The sequence below is a fragment of the Ilumatobacter fluminis genome (assembly GCF_004364865.1).
Classification (GTDB): domain Bacteria; phylum Actinomycetota; class Acidimicrobiia; order Acidimicrobiales; family Ilumatobacteraceae; genus Ilumatobacter; species Ilumatobacter fluminis.
Genome location: NZ_SOAU01000001.1, coordinates 3,291,303 through 3,308,242, shown reverse-complemented (window position 1 = coordinate 3,308,242; position 16,940 = coordinate 3,291,303). Strand labels below are relative to the sequence as shown.

At 68.6% G+C, this 16,940-nt stretch carries 11 protein-coding genes; 9 read left to right on the top strand and 2 right to left on the bottom strand.

Going from position 1 to position 16,940, the window contains the following annotated elements:
- Window positions 1-7 precede the first annotated feature (7 nt).
- The 6 genes from BDK89_RS14960 (at window position 8) to BDK89_RS14935 (ending at window position 7,150) form a co-directional block, all read left to right on the top strand.
- Entirely contained in the window at window positions 8-1,363 is a 1,356-nt protein-coding gene (locus BDK89_RS14960) for a phosphohexomutase domain-containing protein (protein ID WP_133869710.1), read from the top strand.
- A 36-nt stretch (window positions 1,364-1,399) separates the two neighbouring features.
- Window positions 1,400-1,612 (top strand): Trm112 family protein, encoded by a 213-nt coding sequence (locus BDK89_RS14955; RefSeq protein WP_133869709.1) that lies wholly within the window; start codon window positions 1,400-1,402, stop codon window positions 1,610-1,612.
- Between the two features lie 46 nt (window positions 1,613-1,658).
- On the top strand, window positions 1,659-3,134 hold the full coding sequence (locus BDK89_RS14950) for a hypothetical protein (protein WP_133869708.1): 1,476 nt from the start codon (window positions 1,659-1,661) through the stop codon (window positions 3,132-3,134).
- A gap of 126 nt (window positions 3,135-3,260) precedes the next feature.
- A complete protein-coding gene (ahcY, locus tag BDK89_RS14945) occupies window positions 3,261-4,718 on the top strand; it encodes an adenosylhomocysteinase (RefSeq protein ID WP_133869707.1) in 1,458 nt (485 codons plus the stop codon).
- A 273-nt stretch (window positions 4,719-4,991) separates the two neighbouring features.
- Window positions 4,992-6,836, top strand: coding sequence for an alkyl/aryl-sulfatase (locus tag BDK89_RS14940; protein WP_166657599.1), 1,845 nt, complete (start codon window positions 4,992-4,994; stop codon window positions 6,834-6,836).
- Between the two features lie 38 nt (window positions 6,837-6,874).
- On the top strand, window positions 6,875-7,150 hold the full coding sequence (locus BDK89_RS14935) for an antitoxin (RefSeq protein WP_133869705.1): 276 nt from the start codon (window positions 6,875-6,877) through the stop codon (window positions 7,148-7,150).
- 9 nt (window positions 7,151-7,159) lie between these two features.
- On the opposite strand, the gene BDK89_RS14930 is transcribed toward BDK89_RS14935, so the two are convergent.
- Together BDK89_RS14930 and BDK89_RS14925 are read right to left on the bottom strand one after the other, a co-directional pair.
- Window positions 7,160-13,303: an alpha-2-macroglobulin family protein gene (locus tag BDK89_RS14930; protein WP_133869704.1), complete on the bottom strand. Its 6,144-nt coding sequence runs from the start codon at window positions 13,301-13,303 to the stop codon at window positions 7,160-7,162.
- A gap of 97 nt (window positions 13,304-13,400) precedes the next feature.
- Window positions 13,401-14,393 (bottom strand): MaoC/PaaZ C-terminal domain-containing protein, encoded by a 993-nt coding sequence (locus BDK89_RS14925; protein WP_166657598.1) that lies wholly within the window; start codon window positions 14,391-14,393, stop codon window positions 13,401-13,403.
- 60 nt (window positions 14,394-14,453) lie between these two features.
- Here BDK89_RS14925 and panB point away from each other — a divergent pair, with 60 nt between their 5' ends.
- The 3 genes from panB to trmB are packed head-to-tail and all read left to right on the top strand — an operon-like array spanning window position 14,454 to window position 16,925.
- Window positions 14,454-15,302 (top strand): 3-methyl-2-oxobutanoate hydroxymethyltransferase, encoded by an 849-nt coding sequence (gene panB / locus BDK89_RS14920; RefSeq protein WP_133869702.1) that lies wholly within the window; start codon window positions 14,454-14,456, stop codon window positions 15,300-15,302.
- 4 nt (window positions 15,303-15,306) lie between these two features.
- Window positions 15,307-16,260 carry an isopenicillin N synthase family dioxygenase gene (locus BDK89_RS14915; protein ID WP_133869701.1) on the top strand — a complete coding sequence of 318 codons (954 nt, stop codon included), beginning with the start codon at window positions 15,307-15,309 and terminating at the stop codon, window positions 16,258-16,260.
- Window positions 16,260-16,925 carry a tRNA (guanosine(46)-N7)-methyltransferase TrmB gene (trmB, locus tag BDK89_RS14910; protein ID WP_133869700.1) on the top strand — a complete coding sequence of 222 codons (666 nt, stop codon included), beginning with the start codon at window positions 16,260-16,262 and terminating at the stop codon, window positions 16,923-16,925. The genes BDK89_RS14915 and trmB overlap by 1 nt, the downstream gene beginning before the upstream one ends.
- Window positions 16,926-16,940 lie beyond the last annotated feature (15 nt).

Here is a 16,940-nt window from a genome sequence, read left to right as displayed (position 1 = left end):
CCGCTCTATGTCAGTTCTCGATGAGATCGTCAAGGCGTACGACATCCGCGGCACCGTTCCCGACCAATTCCATGGAGAGGTCGCACACGCGCTCGGAGTCGGATTCGCCCGCTTCACCGGAGTCGACCAGATCGTGGTCGGCCGAGACATGCGCCGTTCCGGCGACGATCTCGTGGCCGAGTTCGCTCGTGGTGTCCAGGAACAGGGTGTCGACGTGCTCGACATCGGCCTGGCCTCCACCGACCTGCTCTACTACGCGGCCGGCTCGCTCGACATGCCCGGCGCCATGTTCACCGCCTCGCACAACCCGGCGCAGTACAACGGTGTGAAGTTCTGCCTCGCCGGCGCCCGCCCGGTCGGCATCGACAGCGGGCTCGCCGAGATCCGAGCCACGGCGTCCACCGTGCTCGACGGTGTCGGACCGCGCCCCGCCGAGACCGCCGGTTCGTACTCGCAGCGCGATCTGCTCGACGCCTTTGCCGACCATGTCGTGTCGTTCCTCGACGCCGACGCCATCCGGCCGATGCGGGTGGTGGCCGACACGGCCAACGGTATGGGCGGCCTCGTCGTCCCGGCCGTGTTCGACCGGCTCGCGGCCATCGAACTCGAGGTCATGTACGGCGAACTCGACGGATCGTTCCCCAACCATCCCGCCGACCCGCTCCAGCCGGCCAACCAGCGCGACCTGCGTGCCCGAGTGGTCACCGGCGAGTTCGACCTGGGCCTGGCATTCGACGGCGACGCCGACCGGGTGTTCATGGTCGACGAACTGGGCGAGGGGCTGAGCGGCTCCACGACCACGGCGCTGCTCGCCGCGTCGGTCCTGCGGTCCAATCCCGGCGCCACGATCCTGCACAACCTGATCTGCTCCCGGGCGGTGCCCGAGGTCGTCCGCGAACTCGGTGGCGAACCGGTGCGCACCCAGGTCGGCCACTCCTACATCAAGCAGGTCATGGTCGAGACCGGCGCCGCGTTCGGTGGCGAGCACTCGGCGCACTACTACTTCGCCGACAACTACCGGGCCGACTCCGGCCTGATCGCGTCGATGCTGATGATCGGCGAGATGAGCCGCAACGGTGAGGCGCTGTCGGTCATGCGCAAGCCGTACGAGCGCTATGCCGCGAGCGGCGAGATCAACACCCAGGTCGACGACCCCCGTGCCGTCATCGAGGCCGTCAGCGCCCACTTCGACGGCAAGCCCCAGGACCGGCTCGACGGGCTCAGCGTCGACTGCGACGACTGGTGGTTCAACCTCCGCCCGTCGAACACCGAACCGTTGCTGCGACTCAACCTCGAAGCCGTCGACCGTGAGATCTGCGACGATCGCGTCGCCGACATGCTCGCCCTCATCACCCAGTCCTGACCACCACCGATCTCCCGACCTCGAAAGGCCCCGCCGATGTCGCTCGATTCCACCCTCCTGGCCATCCTCGTCTGCCCCGAGGACAAGGGTGAACTGCACTATCTCGAGAGCGAGCAGGTGCTGTTCAACCCCCGGCTGCGGCGTACCTACGAGGTCCGCGACGGAATTCCGGTGATGTTGGTCGAGGACGCGACCGCGTTGACCGATGAAGAGTTCGACCGTCTGTCGGCCCTGGTCACGGACGGATGATCGCCCTGACGTCCCCTGATATGACGAACACGTTACGATGACCGCCGTGCCTGCCCTTCGCCGACGCCTCACCAACGCCGCGCTGACCCTCGGCGCGGTCGCCGCAGCCGCCACCCTCGCGATCGTCGTGTCGCCCGGTGGCGGCGGACGCACCATCGCCGCGGCCGATCCCGCGCTCGGCGCCGGCGGCGAGTTCCACGAGATCGACCCGGTCCGCATCTACGACTCGCGGCCCAGCGAGACCAGCGTCGCCACGCCGGCCAGCAAGGGTGCCCGCCAGACGGGCAGCTCCACCGGCGTCCGGTTCGACGTGCCGCTGCTCGGCAGCGGCGGCTTCAAGCCCTTCGTCGACGGCGACAACGACGGCTTCGACGACGACGTGCTCGCCGTCGTGGCGAACGTGACCGTCGTCAACCCGACCCAGGCCGGGCACGCCACGATCTTCCCGGCGGGCACCACCCCCGGTGAGTCCTCGGTCGTCAACTACACCCCCGGTCGCACGGTCGCGAACTCGGCGATCCTCCGCCCCGGCGCCGAGGGCAAGGTCACCGTCCACCTCGAGACCCCCAACGCCAACGGCACCGCCCACTTCATCGTCGACGTGTCGGGCTGGTTCTCCACCAGCGGCTACGTCGACAACGGCGCCCGAGTCCAGACGATCGACCCGGCCCGCATCTACGACTCCGGCTCCGCCACGCTCAAGGGCGCCCGCAAGGTGTCGCTCGACATCCGTGGCGCCACCGACATCGACTCGGGCCAGACGATCGTCCCCGACGACGAGAACGTGGTCGGCGTGATCGTCAACCTCACCGGCGTCAACGCCTACGGCGGCAGCACGGCGACGCACCTGTCGCTCGTCCCCGACGACTTCAACCCGAGCATCGTCGCCCAGCAGCCGTCGACGAGCAACCTCAACCTCGTCACCGGCCAGACCCGTGCCAACGTGGCGTTCGTGCCCGTCGGCGACGACGGCCGCATTCACCTGTTCAGCCTCCGAGGCGAGGTGCGGGCCGTCGTCGACGTCACCGGCTACCTGGTCGAAGGTGTCGACGAGTCGTCCCGGGCCGGCCGTGTCATCCCGCTCGTGTCGTCGTTCCGTGCGTTCGACACCCGCGACTCCGACTTCCACGATCAGCCGCTCGGCCCCGCCCGCGCCGAACCGTGGAGTTTCGAGGCGTTCGTGAACGACGTCAAGATCAACGGCACGTGGGTCGGCCCGCAGGAAGGCCTGATCGGCAACTTCACCGCCACCGGCCTCGAGCGTCAGTACTCGTGGGCGCCGGTGCGCACCCACATGACGGCGTACCCGTACCCCGACGACGCGACCCAGAACTCGCCCGACGAGTGCAAGCCGGCGCCCGAGATCTCCAACGTCAACCTCGGCGAGGCCGAGGCCGTGCCGAACATGGCGCTCCTGCGCTACGGCGACAACGAGAACGTGCCGTCGCAGCTGTGCGTGTTCAACTACGCCGGCTACGTCGACTACCTGCTCGACGTGTACGCCGTCGTGCTCAGCGACTGACGTCGCCGGTGGTCCGCTAGCGTGTGACGTGCCCTGCGGGCTGAACAGATGGGTGCCAGGAGGCCCCGGCTCGCTCCATCCGAACACCCACGATCTGTCGATCGCGCACCCTCACGGAGGAGAACCATGTCCACCCTCGCACGTCCTGACGGCAAGCTCGACTTCCGAGTCGCCGACCTCTCACTGGCCCCCTTCGGCCGCAAGGAGATGCTGCTCGCCGAGCACGAGATGCCCGGCCTGATGGCGATCCGCGAGGAGTACGGCCCGACGCAGCCGCTCGCCGGCGCCCGCATCTCCGGCTCGCTGCACATGACGATCCAGACGGCGGTGCTGATCGAGACCCTCACGGCGCTCGGCGCCGAGGTGCGCTGGGCCAGCTGCAACATCTTCTCGACCCAGGACCACGCGGCCGCCGCGGTCGTCGTCGGCCCCGACGGCACCGTCGACGACCCGCAGGGCGTCCCGGTCTTCGCCTGGAAGGGCGAGACGCTCGAGGAGTACTGGTGGTGCACCGACCAGATGCTCACCTGGGACGGCCAGGACGGCCCGAACATGATCCTCGACGACGGCGGCGACGCCACCCTCCTCGTCCACAAGGGCGTCGAGTTCGAGAAGGCCGGCGAGGCCCCCGACCCGACGTCGGCCTCGAACCCCGAGCTGGCGCTCGTGCTCGGCCTCATCCAGCGTTCGATGAAGGACGACCCGCAGAAGTGGACCCGCATGGCGGCCGGGATCAAGGGCGTCACCGAGGAGACCACCACCGGCGTGCATCGTCTGTACAACATGTTCAACAAGGGTGAGCTCCTCTTCCCGGCCATCAACGTCAACGACTCGGTCACCAAGTCGAAGTTCGACAACCTGTACGGCTGCCGCCACTCGCTGGTCGACGCGATCTCGCGTGCGACCGACGTCATGCTCGGTGGCAAGACCGCCGTCGTGCTCGGCTACGGCGACGTCGGCAAGGGCTGCGTCCAGTCGCTGCAGGGGCAGGGTTGCCGCGTGGTGGTCACCGAGATCGACCCGATCAACGCGCTGCAGGCCGCGATGGAGGGTCTGCAGGTCCTCACGCTCGACGAGGTCGTCGAGACCGCCGACCTGTTCGTGACCGCCTCGGGCAACATGGGTCTGATCACGATCGACGACATGCGCAAGATGAAGCACAACGCGATCGTCTGCAACATCGGCCACTTCGACAACGAGATCGACATGGAAGGCCTCGCCCGCTCGGGTGCCGTCCGTGACGAGCTGAAGCCCGGCACCGACGTGTGGCGCTTCGACGACGGCAAGCAGATCATCATCCTCGCCGAAGGCCGCCTCGTGAACCTCGGTTGCGCGACCGGTCACCCGAGCTTCGTGATGAGCTGCTCGTTCTCGAACCAGGTGCTCGCCCAGATCGAGCTGTTCCAGAAGATCGACGACTACCCGCTCGGCGTCTACGTGCTGCCCAAGCACCTCGACGAGAAGGTCGCCCGCTTCCACCTCGACGCCCTGGGCGTGAAGCTCACCCCGCTCACCGACGAACAAGCCGAGTACATCGGCGTCGAGCCGTCGGGCCCCTACAAGCCCGACCACTACCGCTATTAGTGGCAACCGGCCGGTTTGCCCGCTGGCTGCGTTCCGCCGACCCGCTCGTTGCCGAAAGGCAACTCGGGGTCAGCGCGCCTTGCGCTCGACGAAACCGACCCCGCCTGATGTACCGATGATCACGCACGTCTGAAAGACCGCCGAGGGCCCGACGCTCTCGGCGGTCTGCGTTCTCCGCCGGGGGACCGGGTGGGTCAGACTCTCGGGATGCCGTCGTTACCGAAGCCTGCTTCCGAACACACACGGGTCGCGAATGCCCCTCGCGACCTCGGGATGGACCCTGCCGACCTCGAGCGGGCGTCTCGAGGGCTCGTGGCGCAGCACCCGACCGGACAGATCGAAGGCGCCTGGGGCATCGCGTGGGACGTCGCCAAGTACGACTTCATCGAGCAGGGGAGCGACAACCCCGACACGGTGAACCCGAGCCTGTGGCGGCAGGCGCAGCTCAACAACCTGCACGGCCTGTTCGAGGTCGGCCCCGGCATCTGGCAGGCACGCGGGTACGACATCTCCAACATCACCTTCATCGAGGGCGAGACGGGCTGGATCGTGATCGACCCGCTCACCGTCGAAGGATGCGCGCGCGACAGCCTGGCGCTGGCGAACGAGCACCTCGGCGAGCGGCCCGTCACGGCGGTGATCTACACCCACTCCCACACCGACCACTTCGGCGGTGTGCTGGGCGTGACGAGCAAGGAAGCCGTCGACGCCGGCGACTGTCAGATCATCGCGCCCGAGCACTTCCTGTACGAGGTCGTCAACGAGAACGTGATCGCCGGCTACGCGATGACCCGCCGGGCACTGTTCCAGTTCGGTCCGCTGCTGCCGCCCGGCCCGCGGGGGCACGTCGACTGCGGCCTCGGCAAGGCGATCCCGCTGTCGCCGCCCGGGCTGCTCGCCCCGACCCACGACATCACCCACACCGGCCAAGAGATGGTGGTCGACGGGGTCCGGATCGTGTTCCAGATGACGCCGGAGGCCGAGGCGCCGGCCGAGATGAACTTCTTCTTCCCCGACCGAATGGGTGCCGGGAAGGGCTGGCTGTGCATGGCGGAGAACTGCTCGCACAACATGCACAACCTGATCCCGATCCGCGGCGCCCAGGCCCGCAACTCGCTCGCCTGGTCGAAGTACATCGGTGAGGCGATCGACCTGTTCGGCTCGGCGAGCGAGGTCATGTTCGCGTCGCACCACTGGCCGCGCTGGGGCAACGACGACGTCGTCGGTTTCCTGCGCAAGCAGCGCGACATGTACCGCTACATCCACGACCAGACCATGCGCCGGGCCAACCACGGCATGACACCGCTCGAGATCGCCGACGACCTGGCGTTGCCGCCCGAGCTGCACACCGAGGGGCACACGACGGGCTACTACGGCCACCTGGCACACAACGTCAAGGCCGTCTACCAGCGCTACCTGTCGTGGTACGACGGCAATCCGGCCAACCTGTGGAAGCTGCCGCCGACCGAGGTCGGGGAGCGGTACGTCGATCTCGCCGGTGGCCCGGACGCGTTGCTGGCCAAGGCACGCGAAGCATTCGACCGCGGTGACTACCGCTGGGTCGTCGAGGTCGTCAACCATCTCGTGTTCAGCGACCCGTCGAACGAGGCGGCCCGCGAGCTGCAGGCCGATGCGTTCGAACAGCTCGGGTACCAGAGCGAGTCGGCGACGTTCCGCAACGCGTTCCTGTACGGCGCCCAGGAGCTGCGCAACGGCAGCCCTGTCGGCAACCCGGCGATGCGGCGCGGCTACCTCGACGCGATGACGATCGAACAGCTGATGGACGCCGCCGCGGTGCGGTTGAAAGCCGACGAGGTCGGCGGCGTCGACGTGACGGTCAACATGCACATCGGCGACACGATCGACGTAGACGGGCCCGACTGGAAGGTCTCGGTCTCGAACCGCGCGATGAGCACCTCTCGGGGCCACGTTGCACAGGCCGACGCCACCGCATCGTTCGACCGGTCGGTACTCGTCGAGATCGGGTCGGCGGAGCTGACCATCGACGAGGCGATCGACGGCGGTCGGGTCTCGGTCGACGGTGACGCCGACGCAGTCCGTGCCGTGTTCGGCCACCTCGACGTGTTCATGTCGATGTTTCCCGTTGTCGAACCGTGATGGGGGTCGAACCGTGATCAGCGTTCTACCCTGACGTCATGGGTTTGTTCAGCAGCAGGAACATCAACAAGGCGAAGCGTCTGTTCGACAAGAACAAGGACAAGATCGGCTCGACCGTCGGCAAGGCGACCGACACCATCGACAAGAAGACCGGTGGGAAGTACGCCGATCACCTGAAGAAGGTCGACGACGCCGCGAAGAAGATCTCCGGCGAGCAGCCCGACGACGAGCGTGATCGGCTGCGTCCGGACGAGAGCGAGGGCACCGCGTCCGGTCTCCATCCCGACCCGGACGCGCCGAAGCCGAACGACTGAGTTCGGCCGTCAGCCGACGACGACCGTGTCGGTCGCCGAGCGGCCGAACACCTCGGGGGCGTAGATCTCTTCGGCCTTGGTGGGCGGCACCACGAACGTACCGGGTGTCGTCGCACGTGCCAGATAGCTGTACTCGTACGTGCCGCCGTCGAGGTAGCGGGCGAACGCCTCCGCACGGTCGTCGCGCAGGTTCTGGTGGTCGAACCACGACCACCACCACGTCGACCTCGTCAGCGGTTCGACCTCGCCGTCCTCCGGCTCGTCGGGGGCGATCACGCCGGTGACGGCGAGCGCCGGGTTGAGCGGTTCGAGACCGGCGGGAAGCGGATCGACGAGCGCCACGTTGGTGCGCCGGGCGTCGGCGACCATCGTCACCCGCACCCGGACCGTTGCTCCCGGCTCGATGCGCCATGCGCCGTTCTCGTCGCGCGAGACGGTGTCGTCGTCGCCGATCGGTTCGTACGTGCGCTCGACGACGAACCCCTCGTCGCGCGGGTCGAGCTGGAGGTCGGCAGGGGCGTACTCGAGCCCCAGTCGGTAGTAGAGGCGGCCGTCGCCGTCCTTCGAGACGACCAGTTGCTGGCTGCTGCCGTCCTCGGTGGTGGTGAGGCGCGTGTACTCCGACATCGGGATCAGGGTCGACACCTGCTCGGTCGTACGGCCTTCGAACTCCGACTCGGCGACATAGGTCTCGCCGAGCCACGCCCGCGCGACGAACGACGGCTCGACGTCTTCGAACGTCTCGAAGTAGCGGTGCATCGCGAGCAGGATGAACGAGTTCTCCTGTGCGTTGTTCCAGCGGCCGTTCTCCTGCCGGGAGAGAAGCCCGCTGACGACCTTCGGGATGAGGTCGCTCTCGGGTTGCTCGGTGATCAGCGCATCGAGGATGATGCCGTCGGAGCGGCGTTCCGAATGGGCGATCAGGTAGTCGCCCTCGCCGTAGTCGAGCGGGAACGTCGCGCCACCCGGCGTCTCGGTGACGCTGTTGGCGAATCGGAGTTCGATCAGGGTTCGCAGATCGGGGTCGGTGACCGACGGCCAGATCCAGGCCAGGGCGTCGAGGCCCAGCTCGTCACCGGCATCGATGAAGAGATCGGCGGCCTTGCGAGCGTCGCCCTGCCCCGCCTCGTTGCGGACGAAGAGGGAATAGGCGATGACGGTGTTGCGGACGTCGTCGGGGTAGTCGGCCGGGATGTGCGCCTCGATCTCGGCGAGGAAGGCCAGCGCCCGGTCGAGCGCCGAGGCCGACACGACGTAGCCGGCCTGGTCGGCGAGGACGAGTGCGTGGGTCGCCTGCACCGAGTTCCACGGGATCGACTCGCGACCTCGCTGCCAGAACGGGAAGCCACCGTCGTCGTTCTGCAGCGCGGTGAGCCGGGTCAGATCGCTGGCCACACGCTGCTCGAGCTCGGCGGTCGGCGGGAGGCCGGCGGCGTCGAACGCCTCGAGCACGTCGCGCAGCGCCGCCACCGCCATGATGCGTGAGGCGTAGCCGTCGGACGACTGGTAGTCGTACTCCTCGAGATAGAGCACCGCATCGGTGAGGGTCTGGACGGCCGTCGACGACGTACCGATCTCGAAGCCGCCGAACTGTGGGATGACGTCGGTCGGTGTGATCACGGACTGGCCGATGGCGCCGCCGTCGCTCGCGTCCTGGTCGATGGTGCCGTACACCGCGAACGCTTCGCTCGTCGCCGGGGTGTACACGGGCATGGCGATCTCGTTGGCGTCGGCGAAGTCGCCGCTCACCGCCGCCACCCGCACCCTGGCCGTGCCGACGTCGACGGTCTCGAGCGGGAACCGGACCTCGACCCGGTCGTTCGCGGGCACGGTCACCCGCTTGCCGGACGGCCCCGAGAGCGACAGGTTCGACACCTGCACCACGACGTCGACGTCGAGGGGTTCGTCGGTCTGGTTCTGGAGGGTGACGGGTAGCTCGAACTGGTCGCCGAAGTTCAAGAAGCGCGGCGCCGAGGTGCGAGCCATGAGCGGGAGGCGGGCGGTGATGGTCGACTCGCCTTTGCCGAAGTGTTCGACGCCGTCGACCGCGACGGCCATCACCCGGTAGCGGGTGAGGTTGTCGGGGAGCGGCACGTCGACCGTCACGGTGCCGTCGGCACCGGTGATCTCGGTCGGTGCGTACACGGCGACGGCGTCGAAGTCGGACCGCACGTCGATCGACGGTTCGTCGGCCGAGCGGCCGGCCTCGTCGCCGCCGGAGTCGTCGGCGGCCATGTCACCGTCGGCCATGTCGTCGGACTCGCCGGCTGCCGGTTCGAACGCCGACTCCTCGGTCGCCTCGCTCTCGCGGTCGAGCTGGACGGTCGACGCGAGCCGGATGGTCGAGCGGAGGTACGTCGAACGGATCGCCGCCCACACGTCGCGGTAGAAGACGTCGACCGGATCGGTCAGTTCGTACCCGGTGAGCGACAGCACGGCCTCGTCGACGATCACCACGGCGACCTCGGCGCCCTCGACGGCGGCACCGTCGGGGTCGACGACCGAGACGGTCACCGACGTCTCGGTACCCGGCTCGACGGCGTCGTCGGCCGGGGTGACGGTGACGTCGAGCGTGCGGTTGGTCGGTGGGACCGGCAGGTCGATCGTGCCGGTCGCGAAGGCGGGGCGGGCCGGCAGGTCGTCTCGGACGTTGCCGTCGTCGTCGTAGCGCGGCGCGGAGCCCGTCATGTCGATCTGGATCGTCAGGTTCGGAACGTGCTCGCCGGTGATCGGGATCTCGATCACCGCGCTGCCGTCCTCGGCCTCGAAGCTCTCGACCGAGACGATGTCGTGGTGGGCGATCGTGACCGTGCCCCAGGCCGGAGCGAACGGCGCCTGGACCAGGAGTTCGGCGATGTCGCCCGGGGCGTAGTCGTCGCCGTCGGGGACGATGTTGACCTGCTCCTGCTCGACGTTGCGGACCGGGCGACCCGTGCCACCCGACACCCACTGGGTGAGCTCGGTGCGGTTGCGGTTGCCGTCGCCGTCGGTGACGATCGCCGTGATCTCGTACGTGCCGCCGACGTCGGTCGCGAACTCGCACCGCATGGCATCGTCGCCCTCGGTCTCGGTGGAGGTGAACGAGCATGTCTGCGGGTCGATGACGACCTCGGTCCACGTGCCGCCGTCGTAGGTGTAGTCGACGCGCCCGGCGGTCACCTCGACCTCGTTGCCGGCCACCAGCCCACCGTCGACGTCGGTGACGATGGCGTCGATCCGGATCGGTGTGCCCTGACGGACGAAGTTGCGGTCGGAACGCAGGCCGACGTAGGTCTCGGCCGGGTGGACGAGCAGGTCGGTGGTGGATGACCACGCCTGCCGGTTGACGTCGTACACCGTCGCCTGTGCCGACACCGTCGACGGCAGATCGACGTCGTCGCCACCGAAGGCGAGTTGCAGGTAGTGCGAACCCTCGGCGTCGGTGCGGCCGCTGAACTCCTCGTAGGTGACATCACCGGACGGGCCGCAGTCCCAGCAGGCGTCCGATTCGTACGCCACGTCGGCTGCCACATCACCCGCGAATCCGATGCCGTCGTACCACCACCACGGCTGCCACACGCCGAACGAGTAGTCGTCTCGGTCGGGCGGGGTGAACGTCGTGTCGGAGGTGGCGACGAGCCAGTCGACCTCGGCGTCGGGGAGTGGGCCCCCGGCGAAGTACTCGGCGTCGACCGCGACGGTGGCCGGCTCGTCGGCAAAGTGCGGTGCCGGGGTCTCGACCCTCGCGGTCACCTCGAACTCCGGTCGGCGGAACTCCTGCACCTGGATCGTGTGGGTCGTCGAGCTGAAGCCGTCGGGGCCGTCGACGGAGAACTCGACGTAGGTCGGGCCGAGGTTGGCTCCTGCCGGGATCTCGAGGTCGAGGGTGAAGCGCCCGAGCGCGCTCAGGTCGAGCGCGCCGCTCCCGAGGTCGGCGCCCTGCGCGTCGTACGCCTGCCAGGTCACGGACGATTCCTCGTCGTACAGTTCGAGCTGGGCACCCTCGCTCCAGTCGAAGCGACGCAGCCAACCGGTGAGGTAGGCGGTCTCGCCGGGACGGTAGATGCCGCGGTCGTCGAAGACGTACCAGCGGCCCTCGGAGCCGTACTCCTCGGCGGTCCAGCCGTTCCACTCGTCGGCGGGGAGGAAGGCTCGCCGGTCGCCGGCGTTGCCGAACAGACCGATCACCGGGTCGTCGGCGAGCTCGATCTCGACGGTGCCCTCCTCGTGGGTGGTCGCGACGCGGCCGTCGCCCACCAGCTCGACGGGGACGTCGCCGATCGGTTCGCCGGTGGCGAGGTCGGTCGTGATGATCACGAGGCTCTCGCCGTCGCGGATGGCGTCGATACCGAGGGTCGTGTTCTGGACCCACGACACGGTCGGCTGATTCGCCCAGTACGCCTCGTCGTCGCGACTGATGTCGATGAGCGGGTCGACCCGCACGACGAGCTGGCCGTTCGACGCGTTGAAGGCGTCGGTGAGGTCGATCGCCGTCTCGACCCAGCGGTCTTCGACGTTGTCGATCTCGATCTCGTCCTCGAACGCGAGCGACCACTCGGGGGCCGGGGCGTCTTCGTCGCTCCAGAGCGAGTCGACGTAGTCGCGGTACTCGACGAATTGCGGTGGCGTCACCGACCAGGCGGTGACGAGGACCTCGTCGTGGTTGATGGTGTCGATCGAGACCGTCGGCGTCTCGGCGGTCGGGTCGGTCGTGATGAAGCCGTTGGACAGGCCGCGCAGTGCCGGGTCGGCCGTGCCGACCTCGAACGTGACCTCGACGTCGTCGCCGAGCTGTTGGCCGAACACGTCGGTGAGGTCACCGTCGAGGGTGACCGTGTAGTCGGTGCGGCCGGCGGTGTCGCCGCGGAGCTCGATCACCGATCCGTAGACGTCGATGCGGAGTCCGGGGATGGCGGGCTCGACCGAGATCTGGGATGCGTCGAACGATTCGGGGTCGAGCGGATTCGAGAACTCGATCTGGAACGACTGGCCGGGCTGGCAGCGCTCGTCCCATCCGCAGCGCGTGGTGCGGACCTCGAGCGCCCCGAACGTGGCGCCGGTGAACCGCTCGACGTCGGAGCCGGTCAGTGGACCCTCGGCAGAGGGTACGTCGGGCCCGATCTGGATCTCGATCGTCGTGTCGACCGGCAGGTCGGTGGTGGGGGTGAAGGCCACGGCGCGCGCCTCGAGTGCCCCTTGGACCGCGTTGCGTGCGACGTCGTCGTCGGTGATCTCGGCCTCACCGGCGACGCGGATCGGCACGTCGGCGCCGCCCGCCGTCACCGTGATCGCCTCGATCACAGCGGCCGGATCGACGCGTTGGTCGAACGTGGCGACCCAGATCGGCTTGGTGTTCATCGCGTCGGAGACACCGGCCAGATCTCGCAGCGTCGGCGTCGGCGTCGTGAACGACCAGGCGACCGACTCGTCGAGCACGCCGCCGTTCTCGGAGCGGGTGCCGGCCGGGATCTCGACGAAGTACTGGGTCGCTGCCGGCAGCCGATCGATCGCGCCGGGGATCACCTCGAAGCGCAGGGTGCGGGTGCCGATCCAGCGCCACCGGCCCTCGATCGCCGGGGTGATGACGGCCGGCACGTCGGCGTCGTCGAGCTGGTCGAGCGTCGCGACCGGCACCATCGGTTGATCGAACGTGACGGCGATGAACGGCGCCACGTCGACCGGTCCCTCGGGCTGGTAGCGGAGTACCTGGAGGGGGCCGGTGACCGGCTCGTCGACCGGGTCGTCGCCGTCGGGCGGGAAGGGGACATCGACGGTGCCGCCGATCTCGGGCGGCAAGAGGGTGTCGGGAGGGCGTCGGAACTCGTCGTCGTCGGTGTCGGTCGCCGGCACGTCCCACTCGGGGAGGTCGTCGACGACCTCGTCGATCTGGCCCTGGTCGAGCGCGGCGCCTTCGGCCACCGGCGTCGGCTCGACGGTGTCGTCACCCGAGGAGCCTTCGCTCAGCTGGACCTCGAGGTCGGCGTCGTCGGGTCGGTCGTCGGCGGGCAGCCCATCGACGGTGACGATCGGGTCGGTGTCGACGACCGTCGTGTCGGCCGACGAGTCGAGGGTGTTGGAGGTGACCTCGTCGCCGCCGCCCCAACAGGCCGACAGCACGAAGCCCGCAGCGAGCATCCCGGCGATCGATCGCCGCTTGTTCGATCTGCTGGCCATGGTCCACCTTTCCGTCCGTCCCCAGACTACGAACGTGCTGGTGGTTTGACGTGACGCGCGGGCGAACGGTTCCGGTTCGTCGAAGAATTCCTGGTGCTCAGCCGATGGGAGCGACGACCACGGGGGTCCACCGCAAGATGTCGACCGGGTCGCACGGACCGCTGTCGCCGTCGGCGACCTTCGTGCCGATCACCTCGAAACGGATGAGCTGGCCCGAGCCGGCGTCGACCCGCTCGACCGGGGTGTGGGTGAACTCGACCAGGTCGCCCTCGAACGCCGGGCCGATGTGGTCGCAGCCGTCCCAGGCGACGACGTGCGCGAGGCCGGGGAGCATGCGCGTCAGCGAACCCTGTGCGAGCCCCTGGACGTGGCCGCCATACACGAGCCGACGGCCGTTGGCCGTGAGTGTGATGTCGCGGTGCACCGCTGCCTGGTTGAACGTGAGACGGGCCAGCGGTGCCGCCAGGTCGACGTGGTCGCGCAGCGGGTCGGTCTTGGACTCACCGTCGGCCCACGACGTCGCCGGCAGGCGACCGAGATCCCAGGACGGGACGAGCGACGCGACGTCGGCGAGCGGCGTCGGGTCGGACGGGCCGGGGATGTCGTCGGCGTGGCCGGGCTGGCCGGGTCCGCGGCCGCGGACCAGCGCACAGCGTTCGTACTCGACGACCGGGCCGTCTTCCGAACTGGTCGTGATGCCGAGCCACACCTTGCCGCGGAACTGGTCGCCCTTGGGCGCCGAGTCCTTCAGGCCGAGCACGGTGGTCGTCGTGGTGAGTGTCTGGCCGATGAAGACCGGACGCAGCACCCGCACCGAGCGGTAGTACAGGTTCGCGATCGCCTGGCGCGTCGCCATGGTCGTCTGGCCGATCGAGTACTGGAGCGCGAGGCCGGGGTTCGCCACACCGGCGTCGTTGCCGGTCACCGCAGCGGCGATCGAGCGATCGGCGGCCAGGAGGTTCTGGTCGCCGGTGATCGCCCGGTAGATCGCGTTGTCGGCTTCGGTCAGGGTGATCGAAGGGAGAGGCGGGAGCGTGGCGCCGACGGAGAAGTCCTCGTACAGCGGCCCGAGCTGCGACGTGTCGAACATGGGCTTCATCGTGCCACCTCGCCCTCGCCCGCACCGCATCGACCCGGTACGGTGGGCTGGGTGAGCGAGCAAGAACGTCCCTACGGGGGCGGCACCAGCGACCCGGCCCTCAAGCGCGTACGAACCCGTCATTTCCAGCGGGCCAAGGAGAACGGGATCAAGATCACCGGTCTCACCAGCTACGACACCTTGTCGGCGCAGATCTTCGACGAGGCGGGCATCGACTTCCTGCTCGTCGGCGACTCGGCCGGCAACACCGTGTTCGGCTACGACACGACGCTGCCGGTCACGATCGACGAGCTGATCCCGCTCACCCGCGCCGTCGCCCGCTCGGTGACCCGTGCGCTCGTCATCGCCGACCTGCCGTTCGGCTCGTACGAGAACGGACCCGACGACGCCCTCAAGTCGGCGATCCGGTTCATGAAGGAGACCGGCTCGCACGCGGTCAAGCTCGAAGGCGGCGAACGCAGCTACAAGCAGATCAAGCGGATCGTGAACGCCGGCATCCCCGTCATGGGACACATTGGCTTCACCCCGCAGAGCGAGCACGGTCTCGGCGGCCACGTCATCCAGGGTCGCGGCGAGAGCGCCGATCAGTTGCTGGCCGACGCCAAGGCTGTCGAGAAGGCCGGCGCGTTCGCCGTCGTGCTCGAGATGGTTCCGTCCGAGGCGGCCGCTCGCGTCACCGCCGAGTTGTCGATCCCGACGATCTCGGTCGGTGCGGGTCCGCACTGCGACGGGCAGCTGATGGTGTGGAGCGACTGGGCCGGTTTCAACCGCGGTCGCATCCCCCGGTTCGTCAAGCAGTACGCCCAGATCGGCGAGACCATCCTCGAGGCGGCTCGCGCCTACAAGGACGACGTCGAGCGCGGCGAGTACCCCGCGCCCGAGCACGAGTACAAGGAGTAGGACGGTGGGGTTGGTCCCCACCATCGACCTGACGTCCGACGACGCGCCGCAGGCGATCGATCGCGCGTGCCGCGAGGTGGGTTTCTTCCAGATCGTCGGCCACGGACTCGATCCGGTCGTCGAGCGCGCCGCGTGGGACGCTGCGACCGAGTTCTTCCGACTCCCGCTCGACGACAAGCTCGCGTTGTCGATCCCGGAGGGCGACGCATACGGCTACGGGCCGTTCGCGGTGGAGCGGTTGGCGGCGAGTCGTGGCGCGCACACGCCGCCCGACCTGAAAGAGACGTTCTCGGTCGGTCCGTTCGTCGATCCGCCAGCCGCGGTTCGTGACGACCCGTCGGCGGCGTTCGTGTTCTCGCCGAACCGTTGGCCGTCGTCGTTGCCGGGCTTCGAGTCGGCAATGCGCGCCCAGTACGAAGCAATGGCAGGGTTGGTCGACCGGCTGATGTCGATGATGGCGACTGGACTCGGACTACCGGCCGATTTCTTCGTGCCGTCGATCGACCATCACACCTCGGCGCTGCGCGTGTTGCACTACCCCGATCTCCGTGGTCGAGGCGTCGAGCCCGGACAACTGCGGGCCGGTGCACATTCCGACTACGGCACGCTGACGCTGTTGCGACAGGACGACGCACCGGGTGGGCTCGAAGTGTGTGGAGTCGATGGTGCGTGGCACCCGGTCGCCGCCGTCGACGGCGCCTACGTGGTGAACGTCGGCGATGCACTCGAACGGTGGACGAACGACGCGTGGCGTTCGACGTTGCATCGGGTCGTCGTGCCACCGGCCGGTGTGGCAGGGAGCCCCGAGCGTCAGTCGATGGCGTTCTTCCACAACGCGAACTGGGATGCCCGGATCGAGTGCATTCCGACGTGTGTGGCTCCCGGGGACGTGCCGCGTCACGAGCCGATCACGGCGGGCCGCCACCTGATGGACAAGTTCCGGAGCACCCAGTACTGATGCCGGAGCCCGTCCGACCGCCGGTGCGGACCTTCAAGCCACGCCGTCGCCCGCTCTCGACCGAACGAGCGGCGTTGATGGAGCGGTTGACGCCGATCTGGTGCGTCGACGAGGCGGGGGAGGGGTTCGACCCCGTCGCCGTGTTCGGTCGCGAGGCACCGCTCGTCGTCGACATCGGGATCGGCTTCGGCGACACGCTCACGGCCATGGCGGCGAACGAGCCCGACGTGGACGTCGTCGGGTGTGACGTCCACACGCCCGGTATCGCATCGACCCTCGCCCGCATCGAGACGATGGGCCTCGACAACGTCCGCCTCCTGCACGGCGACGCGCTCGGCTTCCTCGACCGCGTGGCGCCCGAGTCACTGGCGGGCATCAGGATCTACTTTCCCGATCCGTGGCCGAAGGCACGCCATCGTCACCGTCGGATGGCGAGCGAACGCAACGTCGACCGGTTCGTGGCGCTGCTCGCGCCGGGCGGCTTCGTGCACATCGCCACGGACATCGACGACTACGCCGCCCAGGCGTTGCGGGTGTGCGATGACCACCCGGATCTGACCGGCGGCGTCATCGACCGTCCCGACTGGCGCCCGGTCACCCGCTACGAGCGCAAAGGGCTCGCGGCCGGCCGCACGGCGACCGATCTGCTCTACCGGCGCACCTGACCGGGGTCGATGTCC